Raw genomic sequence first — 15,346 nt, 5'->3', positions numbered from 1 at the left:
CGACGTGCGCGCGGCCGCCGGGCCGCGGATGGCATGGATGGCCGCACTTCTGCGCCGCGCGGGCGGAGAAGCGAATGAATCGAGCAGAGCATGAGCGACGTGCGCGCGGCCGCCGGGCCGCGGATGGCATGGATGGCCGCACTTCTGCGCCGCGCGGGCGGAGAAGCGAATGAATCGAGCAGAGCATGAGCACGATCCGGAGCGCGACGGCGGCGGCAGCGACGAGATCCGAGGAGGACGGCATGAGTGACGCCACCGAGGCCGCCCCGGCCCACGCCGACTGCGTGGCGGATTCGGCCGGTGGGCTCACCTTCCACATCTCCGACTGGGCCCGCCCCGAACCGGGGAGCTACGACGACTGGAGCGGCGCGCTGGTCCTGGTCCGCCGAGGCGCGGAGACCTCGGACGGGCAGGTACGGCTGCCGCTCGGCCCCACCGGCGACGGCAGGCTCCAGGCCGCGCTGCCCAGCACCGTCGCGCTGCCCGAGGGCCGCTGGGACGTCTATGTGGGGTACGGGGAGACCGAACCGCAGCGGCTCGCCCCGGGCCTGAACGATCTGCGCTCCCTGGTCGACCGCCATCCCGGCCCGAGCACCTCGCCGCTGTCCGTGCGCATTCCCTATGCCACCAAGCACGGCAATCTCTCGCTGCGCAGCTGGCGCCGGGTCCCGCACGCCGAGGCCGGGGAGATCCGGCTCGAAGGCGGCACGATGGCGGTACGGGGCCGGCTCTACCGCGTCGAGTACCCCTCCGAATGGCTGGCCGACGCGGTCGTCGAGGCTCGCCGCCGCCGCGACTCGGCCGTCGTACGGACGGCGCCGCTGATGACGGACGGGCCCGAGTTCTCCTTCACGCTGCCCTACGCCGAACTCGCCGAGAGCTGGGCCGGCGGCGAGGACCTGTGGGACCTGTGGCTGCGCCCGGCGGACGAGCGCGCGGCCCCCGCCCGGCTCGCCCGGATACTGGACGACGTCGCGGACAAGAAGGAGATCTTCACCTATCCGCCTTGTGAGGTCTCCGCCCCGCACGGGAGCGCACACGCGCGTCCGTACTACACCCGCGACAACGATCTGGCGGTGCGCATAGACGCCCCGTAGCAGGTCAGCGCGGTTTCAGCTGCTGGTCCTTCTCCTGCGCGACGCTCGCCACCTCCGGATGGTGCAGATCGAAGGCGGGCGACTCGGAGCGGACCTTGGGCAGGGCCACGAAGTTGTGGCGGGGCGGGGGGCAGGAGGTCGCCCACTCCAGGGAGCGGCCGAACCCCCAGGGGTCCTCGACCTCGACCCGGGCGCCGTACTTGGCCGTCTTCCAGACGTTGTAGAGGAACGGCAGGGTCGACAGGCCCAGTAGAAAGGCCCCGATCGAGGAGATGGTGTTGAGCGCCGTGAACCCGTCCGCGTCCAGATAGTCGGCGTAGCGGCGCGGCATCCCCTCCGCGCCCAGCCAGTGCTGCACCAGGAAGGTGGTGTGGAAGCCGACGAACAGCGACCAGAAGTGGATCCTGGCCAGCCGCTCGTCCAGCAGCTTCCCGGTGAACTTGGGCCACCAGAAGTAGAACCCGGCGAACATCGCGAAGACGACCGTCCCGAAGACCACGTAGTGGAAGTGGCCCACCACGAAGTAGGTGTCGGTGACATGGAAGTCCAGCGGCGGCGAGGCCAGGATGACGCCGGTCAGCCCGCCGAAGAGAAAACTCACCAGAAAGCCGATCGCCCACAGCATGGGCGCCTCGAACGACAGCGAGCCGCCCAGCATGGTGCCGATCCAGTTGAAGAACTTGACCCCGGTCGGCACCGCGATCAGAAACGACAGCAGGGAGAAGAACGGCAGCAGCACGGAGCCCGTCGCGAACATGTGGTGTGCCCACACCACCATCGACAACCCGGTGATGGCCATCGTCGCGGCGATCAGTGTGAGGTAGCCGAAGATCGGCTTGCGGGAGAAGACCGGGATGATCTCGGTGATGATCCCGAAGAACGGCAGCGCGATGATGTAGACCTCGGGGTGGCCGAAGAACCAGAAGAGATGCTGCCACAGCAGTGCCCCGCCGAAGCGGGCGTCGAAGACCACCGCCCCGTACCGCCGGTCCGCCTCCAGCACCAGCAGCGCCGCGGCGAGCACCGGGAAGGCCATCAGGATCATGATCGAGGTGAAGAGGGTGTTCCAGGTGAAGATCGGCATCCGGAACATCGTCATGCCCGGGGCGCGCATCGTGATGATGGTCGTCAGGAAGTTCACCGCGCCCAGGATCGTGCCGAAGCCCGACATGGCCAGGCCCACGATCCACAGATCGGCGCCGATACCGGGGGAGCGCACCGCGTTGTTGAGCGGGGCATAGGCGGTCCAGCCGAAGTCCGCGCCGCCCCCCGGTACGACCAGCGAGCCCACCACCAGCAGCCCGCCGAAGAGAAACAGCCAGTACGAGAGCATATTGAGGCGGGGGAAGGCCACATCCGGCGCACCGATCTGCAGCGGCATGATCTCGTTGGCGAACCCCGCGAACGCCGGGGTCGCGAAGAGCAGCAGCATGAGCGTGCCATGCAGGGTGAACGCTTGGTTGAACTCCTCCTGCGAGACGATCTGGAGCCCCGGGCGGGCCAGCTCGGCGCGCATCACCATCGCCAGCGCCCCGCCGATCAGGAAGAAGCCGAAGGCCGTGATCAGATAGAGATGGCCGATCTTCTTGTGGTCGGTCGTCGTCAGCCAGTCCACGAGCACCCGGCCTTGCCGCGGCAGCCACACCGGGCGGGCGGCGGGGCGCGCGTCTGTCGCCATCGGGGCTCCCTCTGTGTTGTGTTATGGACGGCTTCGGGCGGTTCATGGCCATGATCGCCCGGCCGTGGTCCGGATACGGGAAGACGGGCCCGGGGGCGCCGGGGTGTCCCGAGTGTCACTCCCTCGGGGGCAGCAGCGGCCCGAGCGGCCCGAGATCCAGATTGAGATCCGAGGGCGCGAGGCCATAGCGCTCGCACAGCGTGTTCATCCGGTCCTCCAGGAGCATCAGCGTCAGCCCGATGCGCTCCTCCTGGTCCTCCGTCAGATCACCCTGGTCCACCCGGCGCAGCGCCTGCCGCTCCATGAGCTGGCGCAGCAGCTCGACGACCGTCAGCACCAGCTTCATCAGATCGCGTTCGACGGTGTCCTGGTCCAGCTCGAGCTTCCGGCTGGTCACGGTTCCTCCCAGGGAGACGGCACATTTTCGTTCACCGAGCTGATGAGCGCGCGCAGATCGATGCGGACGAGATCGACATCGGCGATCCGCAGGGTCAGATCGCCGACGATCACCACACCGCCCGCCAGCAGCCGGTCCAGCAGGTCCACCAAGGCGACCTGCTGATGAGCAAGGGGGCCCGTGGTCATGCGCCCGCCTCCGCACCCTGCGCCTCCTCCGGGGCGACGAAGGAGTACGGCGCCCAGGGGCCGGTCAGCTCCAGCCGCAGCGCCGATGCCTGCTCGGCAAGCTCGCCCACCCGCTCCGCGAACGCCGAGCTCTCCTCGCGCCGCACCAGATACGCGGCGTTCAGCACATTTTGGTCCGACTCACCCGACAACCGCGCGTCCTGCGGCGGATGCAGCCGGGCGCGCTCCGCGAGATGGGCGAGGGTGTCGTGCACCAGGCGTGCGTCCTCCTCCGTACGCCCCCACCGCTGCTCGGTGGCCCGGCGCTGTGCGCTGCGCCGGCGCAGATAGTCGCGGCCCGAGAGGGGGGCCGAGGGCGCGGCGGACGGCTCCTCGGTCGCGGGCGGCGCGGCGTACGCCTTGACGCCCCATTCGACCCGGCCGTCCAGCCGGTCGAGCGCCGCCGTGAACTGCTCGCGGCCGTCCGCGAGCATGCGCCGCAGCCCGTCCTCGCCGCGGCAGATGGTGGCCATCCGGACCGGGATGACGCAGGTGCCGGCGCCGACCGTGTCCACCACCTGCTGATGGGCCCGGGCGACCCCCTCCAGCCAGGCCAGGTTCTCCAGCCTCTGACGCAGCGGGCCCTGGTCGAAGTCCTCCGCGGGAACGGGGCCCGCCAGCACGGCGAGCCCCAGATGGCGCACGGCGCGCACCGGTTCGCCCGCGACCCCGCGGATTCCCTCCAGCGCGTCCACGGCACCGGGCGCGGCGTCCGGGGCTCCGGTGTCCCGGACGACCGCGTAGGCGTACTGCAGTCCTTCGGTCATTCGGTCTTCTCCCCGTTCGTCACCTCGCCGCGGGCGCGCGACGACAGCGACGGGTCGTGCTCCCACCAGTCGATCCCCATCTCCTTGGCCTTGTCCACCGAGGCGACGATCAGCCGCAGCTTGATGGTGAGGAGCTCGATGTCGAGCAGATTGATACGGATGTCGCCCGCGATGACCACACCCTTGTCGAGCACCCGCTCCAGGATGTCGGCGAGGTTGGTCGAGCCCTCGCCGTGGGGTGAGGACAGTCCGTAGGAGCCCGGCGAGGGAAAGGACGACGCCGGTGAGCGGTGGCCCCCGCCCGACCCCGAAAGCCCGTTGCCGCGGGATGTGGTCATAGGGTCCCGTTCGCCCATTGGCGCGCCTCCTCCAGCCGGTCGAGCAGCACATCCTCCTGCCGCTCGAACTCCTTCTCGTCGATAACGCCCTCGTCGAGCTGCGTCTCCAGCTCGACGAGGGCGCGCTGGATGTTGGCCGGGTCGTAGTACTCCCGCTCCGCCACGGCCACGACCTGCCTCAACACCCAGCCGATGAACAGCATCAGGACTCGACGAAGCTGTACGGCGGCAGCGGTCCGTTGACCTTCAGCTTCAGCCGGGGGTGGGCGTTCTCCAGCGCGGAGACCGCCTCCAGTAGTGGCTCGGCGCCGTCCTTGGGCGTCAGCAGGGACAGGCTCAGGAACCAGCCGCCGCTCTCCGGGCCGGGGCGGTGCTCCTCGGCGGTGGGGAGCAGCGCCTCTTCCACGATCTTGGCATCGCGCGCCTCGCGCGCCCGGACCGCGTTCGCCACCAGCTCACCGAAGCGCACCCGGTTCTCGTAGGTGCCGCCGCCCGCGGCCCGGTTGGACTCGGCCAGCGCCCGCAACTCCGGTTCCTCGGAGAGCACTTGGTGCAGCACGGCGTCCTCGTCGTGCACCGCCTTGACGTTGTACTCCACCCGGTCCGCCAGCCGCTGCAGCTGGTCGTGGTAGCGGTCGGCGTGTTCGGTCAGCACGGTGCGTACGTCGTCGTCGCTGGAGGAGACGGAGCCGAACCGCATCGGCAGCACCGGATGCGCGCCGCTCACCTCGGCCAGCACATGCTGATGGGCCAGCAGATCGCGCCGCCGGGGCTTGAGCTCCGCCGGGCAGTCGCTGACGATCGCGGCCAGCTCGCCCTCGCGCAGCGCGCGGACCGGCAGTGGGGGATCGCCGATGCCCAGGAGCTTGTCGCCCAGGTCCGGGACCTCGCCGCGCGCGATGCCGTAGACGTAGGTGCTCATTCCGACTCCTCGGACTTCTTCGGCGCCGCCTTACGCGCGGGACGGCGGCGGCGCGGCTCCTCCTCTTCCTCGTCCCCGGGCCTGATCGCCTCGGCCACGGACTGGGCGGCCTTGGAGACGGTCTCGCCGGCGCCGGACAGGGCGCCCTTGGTCTTGGAGCGCGCACCGCCCTCGGTGATGCCCTCGACGACCTCGGGCAGCCCGGGGGACTTGTTGGGGCCCGACTCCAGATCGAGCCGGTTGCACGCCTCCGCGAAGCGCAGGTAGGTGTCGACGCTCGCCACCACGACCCGAACGTCGATCTTGAGTATCTCGATGCCGACGAGGGAGACTCGGATGAACGCGTCGATCACCAGCCCTCGGTCGAGGATGAGTTCCAGGATGTCGTACAGGCCGCTGGAGCCGCCCCCACCCCTGCTTTGCTGTGCCGGGACAACAGTGGTCATGTCGAAGTGTTTCCTCTCGTTTCCGGCCGGGCCGTCACGGGCCTGCCGGCGGTCAGCCTCGGTCGCTTCTTCCGCGTTCGTAGCGGCGGATGCGGCGGTAGCCGGTGAGCTGTCCGTCCGGGTCGAGAGTGAGCTCGTACAACGCCATCAGGCTCATCGTCTCCGGTACTCGGGTCAGCTCCACCACCTCGGCGTCCAGCGCCCATCCGTCGTCGGTCCGCTCCATGCGGGGGAACGACTCGGGATACAGGCCCGTCAGCTCGACAAGCTGTTCACGGGCAGAGCGCATGAGCGCCAGCGGGGTCAGGCCGCCGTTCGCCGTCTTCTCGCGGTTCTCATCGGATGTGTCTGTCATGTTGGCCTCGGTAGATGCGGGTACCGCGTCCCGGTCGGCGTAAACCTGAGGGTTCGTATTCGGCGGTTTGTGGTGGAATTGTGAGCTCCGGACCTGACTGCGGAGTCACTTTTCCGCCGGGCCCCGCAATTTGCCGGGCGCATGTCGCCAACGGGCCGTCGCCTATACCAGACCGGTGTCTTTGCCAGGGGATTTCGACGGAAACTCTCAGTCATCTTCGAGGCGTCAACACAAGCCCCGGAAGAGTGACAAAATCGCTGACAAACCCGGGCGTGTTTTCTGTGACACAAGTGTGACGAGTGGCGGACATGGGGCGGATGAGGCTCTGTCAGCCACGGACCCGACCCGGCTTTCCCACCCGTTTGGAGCCACCTACCGTGGCTGTCATGGGACCTGTACCGAAGCCTCCGGCCGAACCCGACGACGACCTCGACAGCTATGTGGGCCTCGACGCCCGGACCGCCGAGGAGGTGGCTCGCGAGCGCGGCTGGACCACCGTGCGGACCCTGCCGCCTGGCGCGATCATCACCATGGAGTACCTGCGGGGCCGCATCAACTTCGAGGTGGCCGACGGCGCCGTCAAGCGCTGCTGGCGCGGCTGACCGCCCGCGCGCCCGCGCTGTGCCCGCCCCCGGCACCGCGGGCCCGCGCTGTGCCCGCCCCCGGCACCGCGCGCCCGCGCTGTGCCCGCCCCCGGCACGGCGACGGCCCCGGACGCCCCAGCAGGGGCGTCCGGGGCCGTCGTATGCCTGCCGGATCGGGGAGACGCGGTGCGGGGGAAGGCTTGTGCGTACCGCCCCGCGGCCGGGTGGGGCGGCTCAGCCGCCCGTGGCTGTCCGTCCGCGCCCGGCGGACGGGCCGACGGGCGCCGTGGCGCGTGGCACCCGGTCGGCGTGCGGCGGACGGCGGCTGCCGACCGGGGTGACCGGGGTCCGCTCGGAGCGGACCGAGTGCTGGCGGACCGGGTGGTGCGGTCGGGCCTCGGGCCCGCGCGCCGTTCCGCCGCCCGGCCGGACCACGCCCACCGGCTCGCGGGCGGGCAGCTCGTCGTCGCGCGCGGCACGCGGCGTGGCCAGCGGTGATCCGGCGACCGGCGGTGCGGACGGCACCGGTACGGACGCCCGGCCCTGGCGCATCCGGCGCCACAGGGCCAGCAGCAGCACCTCGGCGCGGGCCATGGCCGGCTCCAGCCACGGCAGGGCCAGCAGCACCAGCACTCCGGCCGCCCAGCCCAGCACCACATCGCTCAGCCAGTGGGTGCCGAGGTAGACGGTCGTCATGCCGACGCCGAAGGCGAACCCCGCGGCGATCAGCGAGGCGACCCTGCGGGCCCGGGGAGTGGTCGCCAGATAGGCCAGCACACCCCAGGTGACCACGGCGTTCGCGGTGTGACCCGAAGGAAATATATCGCCGTTGTGCCACATCTCGTTGGAACCGACGATCGTGGCGTAGTGCGGACCGAGCCGGCCGAATCCGATCTTCACGGCACCCACGGTGATGTTCAGCAGCAGCAGCGAGGTGCCCAGCACCAGCCCCGGCCGCAGGGTGCGGTGCCGGTGGCAGCACCACCCCAGCCAGGCGGCGACCGCCACCGCGGTGGGCCCGCGCTGGCCCATGACGACGAAGTAGTCCAGGAAGGTGTGGAACTCCGGCCACTGCTTGTAGGGCCGGAAGAGCATGACCTGCCAGTCGAGCTTCACCAGCCACGAGGTGGTGAGCACGCCGATCACGGTCGCCGCGTAGACCGCCAGCGTGGTCCCGAGCAACCAGAAGCGTGTTCGGGTCATGCGCGGTCGCGCGAGATCGGTTCGTCGCTCCTCGGTCTCGGGGAGCCTGTCTTCGGTACGCACCCAATCGACGTTACATTGCGTGACAGGCGGGTTCAGTCGATCAGGTCGCTTTGTGATGACGATGTGATGTGGAGTTCGTCTCGTCGGCGGCTTTTGGCCGCGCCTTTCCAGGAATACACGAGGCCCCGGAACTTTTGTGCGCGCGGTCTTCCTAACAGCACTCCGCGGGCCCCTTTATGGAATTCTTACAGGGTCGTTTATCGCTGATTAGCCCCGGCGTTCCTCACCGTTTCCCCCGGTGTCGCCGGATGGACGGGCCCGGCGCCGCCCCGGCCGGCCGAGGTGGCCTGATCAGGGCGGCCCGGAGCCATGCAGCCAGAACGCCCCGTACGCCGCCGAGGCGAGCCCCACCGAGCCCAGGACCAGTGCGGTCCGCACTGGACGCAGCCGGGCCAGGGCTATCGCGATCGGCAGCAGCAGGGGGAAGGCGGGGATGAGCAGCCGCGGTTTCGAGCCGAAGTACCCCTTCGCGGCCAGCGCGAGGACCAGCACCGCCCCGCCGTAGGCCAGCAGCGGCAGCGGCTGACGCTGCCGCACACAGCGCGTGTACAGCCAGATCAGCGCCGCGACGCCGAGCAGCAGCCCGAGCCCGGCGACGAACGGCGGGCGGATCAGCAAGCCACCGATGAAGCCCGCGAAGGCCAGACCCCCGTCGAAGCCGTTCCCCCAGCCGTTCTGGACGTCGAAGTAGCCGGTGACGCTGTCGGTCTCAAAGCCGACCCACACCACATAACCCAGCCAGCCGAGCGGGGCGAGGATGACGCCCGCCAGCGCGCGCGGACGGGTCCGCCACGCCTGGCGCCACCGCCCGTCGGGCAGCAGCTCGACCGCCGCGGCCATCCAGACCGCCGCGACCACCGCGGCCCCGACCGGCCGGGTGAGCCCCGCCAGCGCGGCCAGGGCGCCCGCCGACAGCCATCGCCGGGTGAGCGCCGCGTACACCCCCCAGGCGGCCAGCGCCGTGAAGAGCGACTCGGAGTACGCCATCGACTGCACGATCCCGACCGGCAGCACCCCCCACAGCACGGCCAGCGTGGTGCCCACCCGCCGCCCGTACAGCAGATCGCCGACCGCGAAGATCCCCCATGCGGCGAGCAGCGAGGTGAGCCATGACACAGCCAGGCCCGCGTCCGCCGCGCTCAGCGGGGTTATGGCGGATACCACCCGCTCCAGCGCGGGGAGCAGCGGAAAGAACGCGAGGTTGGAGTGGACCGACCCGTCGGCCAGATGCAGCGTGTAGCCGTACCCCTCCTGCGCGATGCGGGTGTACCAGAGCGAGTCCCAGCGCGCCGAGAGGAGCTGGTGCGGGCTCTTGTCCGCGAAGGCTCCCCAGACGGTGAGAACCACCAGCCCGAGCAGGCGCGTCCCCGCATATGCGAGCAGTGCGGGAACGGCTCGGCGCGGCGTGGCACGAGCGGCGCGGCCCGGCCGGCCGTCGTCGCTGAGCGGCGCGGTGCCGGTGTGGGCGAGATCAGTCACGGCGACGATTATCAAGCATCTGTCCGGCGGTCCGCGGCGCCTGTGGACAGACACCTGTGGACAACGGGGGGCGACGGAGGAGAACGGCGCGGGGACTGCCGGCGTACGCCGGGGGACGGGGGGCAAGCGGGGAAGCGACGGGGGACCGGCGGGGACAAAACGGGAAGCGTGGAACGTACTCCTCCGTAACCCCCTGGGCAACGGGGGGCGGCGGAGGAGAACGGCGCGGGGACTGCCGGCGTACGTCGGGGGACGGGGGGGGCAAGCGGGGAAGCGGCGGGGGACCGGCGGGGACAAAACGGGAAGCGTGGAACGTACTCCTCCGTAACCCCCCGTGGCGTGGGTCGCAACATGACCTGCGGCACACGGCGTGTGCGGGGACTCGCGTACCCTGACCTCTCACTCGCGCCTTCGCCACCGGGTCGCCGGACGTCCCCACGACGTGACGTTTTCCGTCCCCCGGGGCGGAACGGGAGCGCAACACCAGGGAGGTGCGTACATGTCCGGGACGACCACGGCCCGCACTCGGCGGACGGCGGGCGTTCCCCGGCAATGGCGCGGCAGCGAGGCGGGCGGCGCGGCGAACCGCTGGATCGTGCTCCTCGTGCTCTGCGTCAGCCTGCTGCTCGTCGCCGTCGACGCGACCGTGCTCCATGTCGCGGTCCCGGCCGTCACCGAGGATCTGCGCCCCGGCGCGATGGAACTGCTGTGGATCGTGGACGCCTACCCACTGGTCTGCGCGTCCCTGCTGATCCTCTTCGGCACCCTCGGCGACCGCGTCGGCCGCCGGCGCGTCCTGCTGCTCGGCTACGGCCTCTTCGGCGTCGCCTCGGCGCTCGCGGCCTTCGCACCCAGTCCGCAGATTCTCATCGTGGCCCGTGCCCTGCTGGGCATCGGCGGCGCGATGATCATGCCCGCGACGCTGTCGATCCTGCGCCAGGTCTTCCCGGACCGCCGTGAGCGCGCCCTGGCCATCGGCGTCTGGAGCGCGGTCGCCGCCGTCGGCGCGGCCGTCGGCCCGCTGCTCGGCGGCTTCCTGGTGGAGAACTTCTGGTGGGGTTCGGTCTTCCTCATCAACATCCCGCTGATGGCGGTGGCGCTGCCGGTGGGGCGCTGGCTGCTGCCCGAGTCCACCGGCGACCGTGACGGGCCCTGGGATGTGCTCGGCGCGCTCATGGCGGCCTTCGGCCTGTTCTGTGTGGTCTTCGGCGTCAAGCGGGTGGGCAGTGGCGCGGGGCTGCTGGACCCGACCACCGCCGCCCCTGCGCTCTGGGGGGCGCTGCTGCTGGTGCTCTTCGTCCGCCGCCAGCGCCGCCGTACGCATCCGCTGGTCGATCTGAAGCTCTTCGCGCGGCCCGCCTTCTCGATCTCGGTCGGCTGTATCGTGCTCGCCCTGCTGGCGCTCGTCGGCCTGGAGCTCATAGCCGCCCAGTACCTGCAGCTCGTGCTCGGGCTCACCCCACTCGAGACGGGTCTGCGGCTGCTGCCGCTCACCTTCGCCGCCATGGGCGCCGGGCTCGCGGGATCCCGGATGCTTCAGGGGTTCGGCCCCCGCACGATGGTCGCCTTCGGCTTCGCGCTCACCGCCGTCGCCGTTCTCTCGCTCACCGCCATGGGCCAGTCGGACCGGCCCGCGGTGCTCGTCGGCGCCTTCATCGTTCTCGGCTTCGGCCTGGAGACCACACTGTTCGGCGCGTACGAGTCGATGCTCAACGAAGCCTCGGTCAAGTCGGCGGGCGGGGCGGCCGCCATCGGCGAGACCTCCTACCAGCTCGGCGCCGGTATCGGCATCGCCCTCCTCGGCAGCGTCATGAACGCCGCCTACGAGCCCGGTGTCTCCTCGGTGGCCGGCGTGCCGGCCCGGGCCGGCGCGGAGGCAAGGCAGTCGCTGGGCGCGGCGTACGAGGTCTCGGATCAGCTCGGCGGGGCGGCCGGAAGCGCCCTGCGCGCCGCCGCCCGCGCGTCCTTCGTCCACGGTCTGCATGTCACGCTCGTGGTCAGCGCGGGTCTGCTGCTGGTGGGCGCGGCGGCGGCGCTGCGGCTGCCGAAGGTCATGGAGTGCGGTGCGTCCGACGAGGAGGGGCCTGAGCCGGGCGCCGCCCCCACGGAGCAGACGCGCCGGCCGGAGCCGCCGCGCGACCGCACCGCCGTCGTCGGCGCCGACTCCACGGGCTGACCTGGCAGGGAAGGTCTGGACGCCGGGCGTTACCCGGCCGTAGCGTCTGATTCGATCGGGATGACCGAATCACCCCACCGGAGGCCGCTACTCATGCCCGCTGGCACCCTTCCGCCGTTCGACCCTCGCGACCCGCTGGGGATCGACGACCTGCTCGACCCCGAGGACCTGGCGGTTCGCGACACGGTGCGGCAGTGGGCCGCCGACCGCGTGCTGCCGGACATCGCCGACTGGTACGAGCGCGGTGAGCTGCCCGGCATCCGGGAACTGGCCCGGGAACTAGGCTCGCTCGGCGCGCTCGGCATGTCGCTCACCGGCTACGGCTGCGCGGGCGCAGGCGCCGTCCAGTACGGTCTGGCCTGTCTGGAGCTGGAGGCGGCCGACTCCGGGATCCGCTCCCTGGTCTCGGTCCAGGGCTCCCTCGCGATGTACGCGATCCACCGCTTCGGCTCCGAGGAGCAGAAGCGGGAGTGGCTGCCGCGGATGGCGGCCGGCGAGGTCATCGGATGCTTCGGACTGACCGAACCGGACCATGGCTCCGACCCCGCCGGAATGCGCACGTACGCCAAGCGCGACGGCTCCGACTGGGTGCTGACGGGCCGCAAGATGTGGATCACCAATGGTTCGGTCGCCGGGGTCGCGGTGGTGTGGGCCCGCACCGACGAGGGCGTCCGCGGCTTCGTCGTCCCCACCGACGCACCCGGCTTCTCGGCCCCCGAGATCAAGCACAAGTGGTCGCTGCGCGCCTCGGTCACCAGCGAACTGGTCCTGGACGAGGTGCGGCTGCCCGAGGACGCCGTACTGCCCGAGGCCAGCGGGTTGCGGGGACCGCTCAGCTGTCTGAGTCACGCGCGCTACGGGATCGTCTGGGGCGCGATGGGCGCGGCGCGCGCGAGCTTCGAGGCGGCACTCGACTACGCGCGCAGCCGGGAGCAGTTCGGCCGGCCGATCGGAGGGTTCCAGCTGACCCAGGCCAAGCTGGCCGATATGGCGGTGGAGCTGCACAAGGGGGTGCTGCTCGCCCATCATCTGGGGCGGCGGATGGACGCGGGACGGATCCGCCCCGAGCAGATCAGCTTCGGCAAGCTGAACAATGTGCGGGAGGCGATCGAGATCTGCCGCACGGCCCGGACGATCCTGGGCGCCAATGGGATCTCGCTGGAGTATCCGGTGATGCGGCATGCGACGAATCTGGAATCGGTGCTCACCTATGAGGGCACCGTCGAAATGCACCAACTGGTGCTGGGCAAGGCGCTCACCGGGATCGATGCCTTCCGTTAGGAGGCCTCCGGCGAGCGGCCTCGCCCGTCAGCTCTGATTGAAGAAGCCGCTGACCGAGCGGCCGGCCTCACCGCTCACGATCTGGTAGTCGGCGGGGGTGAGGAGGAAGACGCGGGTGGCGACGCGCTCGATGGAGCCGCGGAGCCCGAACGTCAGCCCGGCCGCGAAGTCCACCACGCGCTTGGCGTCGGCCGGCTCCATCGTCGTCAGGTTGACGATGACCGGAACGCCCTCCCGGAACAGCTCACCGATGCCCCGGGCGTCCCGGAAGCCGTCCGGGGTGACCGTGGCGATGCGCGTGCCCTGGTCCTGCGCGGCCTGGTCGGCCACCCGCACCCGCGGGTCGGTCACCCAGGAGTCGCCGGGCTCGGGCCCTTCGGCGTAGTCGTCGTCGTAGTAGCGCTCGTCATCGCTGTCGTCGACGAGGCCAAGCCAGGCGCTCGCCTTGCGTACCGATCCCATGGACGCCTCCTCTCCCTGATGGTGTGTACTGTCCGCCCCTCTATGGTCGTCCATGGGACGGATGGTCTGCCACGTGGATTGCGGCCGCACAGGGGATTCGTGACGTTACTGGTGCACAACGGCTGGCGCCATATCAGAGTTCCACCTGCTTAAGGGGGCTGACGGAGTGCTGGGTAGACTCCGCCGGGCCGGACGGGTGACGTCGGGGACGTACGGGTGAACGGGGGATGTTGTGTTTGGCATTATCCGGCCTTGCCGCCATCGGCTGTCGGAAAACCTGCGGACCGAGTGGATGGCGCATTTGTGCGGGTTGTGCCTCGCGTTGAGGGGGGATCACGGGCAGTTCGCCCGAATAGCCACCAACTACGACGGCCTGGTCATCTCGGTGCTCGTGGAGGCCCAGGCCGGGCGCTCGGACAGCCGTCGGCGCACCGCCGGGCCGTGTCCGCTGCGCGGGATGCGTACGGCGTCGGTCGCCCAGGGCGAGGGGGCGCGGCTGGCGGCCACCGTCTCACTGGTGCTGGCCTCGGCGAAGATGCGGGATCATGTCGCGGACGGCGACGGGGCGTTGGCTCGCCGGCCGGTCGCCGCCGCCGCCCGCCGGGTGGCGGGCCGGTGGGACCGGGCCGGGGCGCGCAGCGGCGCCGAGATCGGCTTCGACACGGACGTACTGCTCGACGCCGTCGGCCGCCAGGCCGGCATCGAGAGCGGCGCCGGGGTCGGCACCTCACTGCTGACCGTCACCGAGCCGACCGCGACCGCGACCGCCGCCGCCTTCGGGCACACCGCGATCCTGGCCGGGCGGCCGGAGAACCAGGCCCCGCTGGAGGAGACCGGACGGCTCTTCGGACGGCTCGCGCATCTGCTGGACGCGGTGGAGGACCTGGCCGAGGACGCCGAGACGGGCGCCTGGAACCCGATCGCGGCCACCGGAACGGACCTCGCCGAGGTCCGCAGGCTCTGCGATGACGCGGTGCACGGGGTGCGGCTCGCCCTGAGGGACACCACCTTCGCGAGCAGGGGGTCCGGGAAGCTGGCCCATGTGCTGCTGGCGCATGAGCTTCCGCGCGCGGTGGACCGGGCCTTCGGCGCCACCGGATGTGCGCACACCGGCCACGGCGCGCAGGCTGCGCAGGCCGCGGAGGCGTCCCAGGGCGCGCCGCCCCCGCAGTCGCCCTGGATCAACCCGCCCGGCGGCCCCGGCGGCGCGCCGCCCGAGCCGCCGAACCGGCGCGGGCGCGGGCTGATAGCCGGGTGCGCGGTGTGGACCGGGCTCTTCTGCACCTGCCAGGTGTGCTGCCGGAACCCCTACGGCGACCCGTGGACCGGGCAGCCGCGCGAGGGGCTGTGCTACAAGTGCGATGACTGCTGTGATTGCTGCGACTGCTGCAACTGCTGCGGCGGTGGTGATGGTGGCGGTGGCGGTTGTTGTGACGGTTGCGACTGCGGCTGCGATTGCGGCTGTTAGCCGCCGGACAAGCGGAACAAGGGTGGCCCGAGGGGAGGGCGAAGCGCTGAGCGTGTGTGAAGGCGCGTGAGGACGCGGATGTAGACGGCCACACCGGAAGGACGGCCGGCGGGCGGGTGAAGCCCCGGAATGCCTCGGACGGCAGAGAATGCCTGAGGGCAGCGGAGGCGGGCGGTCAGCCCGAACAGGACGACGACCACACCCGACCGAAGTCGATGTGGTCGCGGGTGACCAGTCGCTGCCATGAGTACATGGGCCAAGTGGAGCAGCCTTCCGCTTCCGCGTCAACTGTGGTGAGACGCGCTGCTCACAGTTCGGGCACCCTTGACAACCAGTCATGGGAAAGCCGTAGCCTCAGCGGCACGCCGTGCTGAGGGGCCCGGCCGTGTGTGCAGGCAATGCG

17 protein-coding genes are annotated in these 15,346 nt (G+C 70.9%); 5 read left to right on the top strand and 12 right to left on the bottom strand.

All coding sequences use genetic code 11. From position 1 onward, the window contains the following. The first annotated feature begins 242 nt into the window (after positions 1-242). Positions 243-1,097 carry a hypothetical protein gene (locus tag ABZU99_RS29870; RefSeq protein WP_356047750.1) on the top strand — a complete coding sequence of 285 codons (855 nt, stop codon included), beginning with the start codon at positions 243-245 and terminating at the stop codon, positions 1,095-1,097. Positions 1,098-1,101: 4 nt separating this feature from the next. Here the strand turns inward: ABZU99_RS29870 and ctaD are convergent, their stop codons facing one another. From ctaD to gvpO, 9 genes are all read right to left on the bottom strand, one after another. Further along, positions 1,102-2,775 (bottom strand): cytochrome c oxidase subunit I, encoded by a 1,674-nt coding sequence (gene ctaD / locus ABZU99_RS29865; RefSeq protein WP_356047748.1) that lies wholly within the window; start codon positions 2,773-2,775, stop codon positions 1,102-1,104. A 115-nt stretch (positions 2,776-2,890) separates the two neighbouring features. Then, positions 2,891-3,172 (bottom strand): gas vesicle protein K, encoded by a 282-nt coding sequence (locus tag ABZU99_RS29860; RefSeq protein ID WP_355953280.1) that lies wholly within the window; start codon positions 3,170-3,172, stop codon positions 2,891-2,893. After that, positions 3,169-3,360: a gas vesicle protein gene (locus ABZU99_RS29855; RefSeq protein ID WP_355953278.1), complete on the bottom strand. Its 192-nt coding sequence runs from the start codon at positions 3,358-3,360 to the stop codon at positions 3,169-3,171. The genes ABZU99_RS29860 and ABZU99_RS29855 overlap by 4 nt, the downstream gene beginning before the upstream one ends. Beyond that, positions 3,357-4,166: a GvpL/GvpF family gas vesicle protein gene (locus ABZU99_RS29850; RefSeq protein ID WP_356047745.1), complete on the bottom strand. Its 810-nt coding sequence runs from the start codon at positions 4,164-4,166 to the stop codon at positions 3,357-3,359. Before ABZU99_RS29850 ends, ABZU99_RS29855 begins: the two co-directional genes overlap by 4 nt. After that, on the bottom strand, positions 4,163-4,504 hold the full coding sequence (locus ABZU99_RS29845) for a gas vesicle protein (protein WP_355953274.1): 342 nt from the start codon (positions 4,502-4,504) through the stop codon (positions 4,163-4,165). The genes ABZU99_RS29850 and ABZU99_RS29845 overlap by 4 nt, the downstream gene beginning before the upstream one ends. Beyond that, a complete protein-coding gene (locus tag ABZU99_RS29840) occupies positions 4,501-4,707 on the bottom strand; it encodes a gas vesicle protein GvpG (RefSeq protein WP_355953271.1) in 207 nt (68 codons plus the stop codon). The genes ABZU99_RS29845 and ABZU99_RS29840 overlap by 4 nt, the downstream gene beginning before the upstream one ends. Beyond that, the gene (locus ABZU99_RS29835; protein ID WP_355953268.1) at positions 4,707-5,426 is read right to left on the bottom strand and encodes a GvpL/GvpF family gas vesicle protein; all 720 of its coding nucleotides are present in this window, start codon (positions 5,424-5,426) and stop codon (positions 4,707-4,709) included. The genes ABZU99_RS29840 and ABZU99_RS29835 overlap by 1 nt, the downstream gene beginning before the upstream one ends. Further along, entirely contained in the window at positions 5,423-5,872 is a 450-nt protein-coding gene (gene gvpJ / locus ABZU99_RS29830) for a gas vesicle protein GvpJ (protein WP_355953266.1), read from the bottom strand. The genes ABZU99_RS29835 and gvpJ overlap by 4 nt, the downstream gene beginning before the upstream one ends. Positions 5,873-5,924: 52 nt before the next feature. Beyond that, positions 5,925-6,227: a gas vesicle protein GvpO gene (gene gvpO, locus ABZU99_RS29825; protein ID WP_355953263.1), complete on the bottom strand. Its 303-nt coding sequence runs from the start codon at positions 6,225-6,227 to the stop codon at positions 5,925-5,927. A 386-nt stretch (positions 6,228-6,613) separates the two neighbouring features. On the opposite strand from gvpO, the gene ABZU99_RS29820 reads away from it, so the two are divergent. Beyond that, positions 6,614-6,829 carry an I78 family peptidase inhibitor gene (locus ABZU99_RS29820; RefSeq protein WP_356047742.1) on the top strand — a complete coding sequence of 72 codons (216 nt, stop codon included), beginning with the start codon at positions 6,614-6,616 and terminating at the stop codon, positions 6,827-6,829. 216 nt (positions 6,830-7,045) lie between these two features. Here the strand turns inward: ABZU99_RS29820 and ABZU99_RS29815 are convergent, their stop codons facing one another. Then, positions 7,046-8,077, bottom strand: a complete 1,032-nt coding sequence (locus ABZU99_RS29815; protein WP_355953258.1) for a phosphatase PAP2 family protein — start codon at positions 8,075-8,077, stop codon at positions 7,046-7,048. Positions 8,078-8,368: 291 nt separating this feature from the next. After that, a complete protein-coding gene (locus ABZU99_RS29810) occupies positions 8,369-9,556 on the bottom strand; it encodes a mannosyltransferase family protein (RefSeq protein WP_356047740.1) in 1,188 nt (395 codons plus the stop codon). Between the two features lie 499 nt (positions 9,557-10,055). Between ABZU99_RS29810 and ABZU99_RS29805 the strand changes: the two genes are divergently transcribed. Both ABZU99_RS29805 and ABZU99_RS29800 read left to right on the top strand, forming a co-directional pair. Beyond that, positions 10,056-11,732 carry an MFS transporter gene (locus ABZU99_RS29805; RefSeq protein ID WP_355953253.1) on the top strand — a complete coding sequence of 559 codons (1,677 nt, stop codon included), beginning with the start codon at positions 10,056-10,058 and terminating at the stop codon, positions 11,730-11,732. A 93-nt stretch (positions 11,733-11,825) separates the two neighbouring features. Continuing rightward, positions 11,826-13,013, top strand: a complete 1,188-nt coding sequence (locus ABZU99_RS29800; protein ID WP_355953251.1) for an acyl-CoA dehydrogenase family protein — start codon at positions 11,826-11,828, stop codon at positions 13,011-13,013. Positions 13,014-13,040: 27 nt separating this feature from the next. Here the strand turns inward: ABZU99_RS29800 and sepF are convergent, their stop codons facing one another. Further along, positions 13,041-13,475: a cell division protein SepF gene (gene sepF / locus ABZU99_RS29795; RefSeq protein ID WP_355858592.1), complete on the bottom strand. Its 435-nt coding sequence runs from the start codon at positions 13,473-13,475 to the stop codon at positions 13,041-13,043. A gap of 232 nt (positions 13,476-13,707) precedes the next feature. On the opposite strand from sepF, the gene ABZU99_RS29790 reads away from it, so the two are divergent. After that, positions 13,708-14,943, top strand: coding sequence for a DUF5685 family protein (locus ABZU99_RS29790; RefSeq protein ID WP_356047737.1), 1,236 nt, complete (start codon positions 13,708-13,710; stop codon positions 14,941-14,943). Positions 14,944-15,346: the final 403 nt, after the last annotated feature.

It is taken from the genome of Streptomyces sp. NPDC005266 (assembly GCF_040607655.1).
In the GTDB taxonomy this organism is placed as follows: Bacteria; Actinomycetota; Actinomycetes; order Streptomycetales; family Streptomycetaceae; genus Streptomyces.
This window is presented reverse-complemented; position numbering and strand designations above follow the sequence as displayed.

Excerpts from the sequence above, each read along its gene's own strand:
- sepF (WP_355858592.1), bottom strand. The coding sequence starts at position 13,475 with ATGGGATCGGTACGCAAGGCGAGCGCCTGGCTTGGCCTCGTCGACGAC.
- ABZU99_RS29805 (WP_355953253.1), top strand. The coding sequence starts at position 10,056 with ATGTCCGGGACGACCACGGCCCGCACTCGGCGGACGGCGGGCGTTCCC.
- ABZU99_RS29870 (WP_356047750.1), top strand. The coding sequence starts at position 243 with ATGAGTGACGCCACCGAGGCCGCCCCGGCCCACGCCGACTGCGTGGCG.
- ABZU99_RS29840 (WP_355953271.1), bottom strand. The coding sequence starts at position 4,707 with ATGCTGTTCATCGGCTGGGTGTTGAGGCAGGTCGTGGCCGTGGCGGAG.
- ABZU99_RS29820 (WP_356047742.1), top strand. The coding sequence starts at position 6,614 with ATGGGACCTGTACCGAAGCCTCCGGCCGAACCCGACGACGACCTCGAC.
- ABZU99_RS29850 (WP_356047745.1), bottom strand. The coding sequence starts at position 4,166 with ATGACCGAAGGACTGCAGTACGCCTACGCGGTCGTCCGGGACACCGGA.
- gvpO (WP_355953263.1), bottom strand. The coding sequence starts at position 6,227 with ATGACAGACACATCCGATGAGAACCGCGAGAAGACGGCGAACGGCGGC.
- ABZU99_RS29855 (WP_355953278.1), bottom strand. The coding sequence starts at position 3,360 with ATGACCACGGGCCCCCTTGCTCATCAGCAGGTCGCCTTGGTGGACCTG.
- ABZU99_RS29845 (WP_355953274.1), bottom strand. The coding sequence starts at position 4,504 with ATGACCACATCCCGCGGCAACGGGCTTTCGGGGTCGGGCGGGGGCCAC.
- ctaD (WP_356047748.1), bottom strand. The coding sequence starts at position 2,775 with ATGGCGACAGACGCGCGCCCCGCCGCCCGCCCGGTGTGGCTGCCGCGG.
- ABZU99_RS29835 (WP_355953268.1), bottom strand. The coding sequence starts at position 5,426 with ATGAGCACCTACGTCTACGGCATCGCGCGCGGCGAGGTCCCGGACCTG.
- ABZU99_RS29800 (WP_355953251.1), top strand. The coding sequence starts at position 11,826 with ATGCCCGCTGGCACCCTTCCGCCGTTCGACCCTCGCGACCCGCTGGGG.
- gvpJ (WP_355953266.1), bottom strand. The coding sequence starts at position 5,872 with ATGACCACTGTTGTCCCGGCACAGCAAAGCAGGGGTGGGGGCGGCTCC.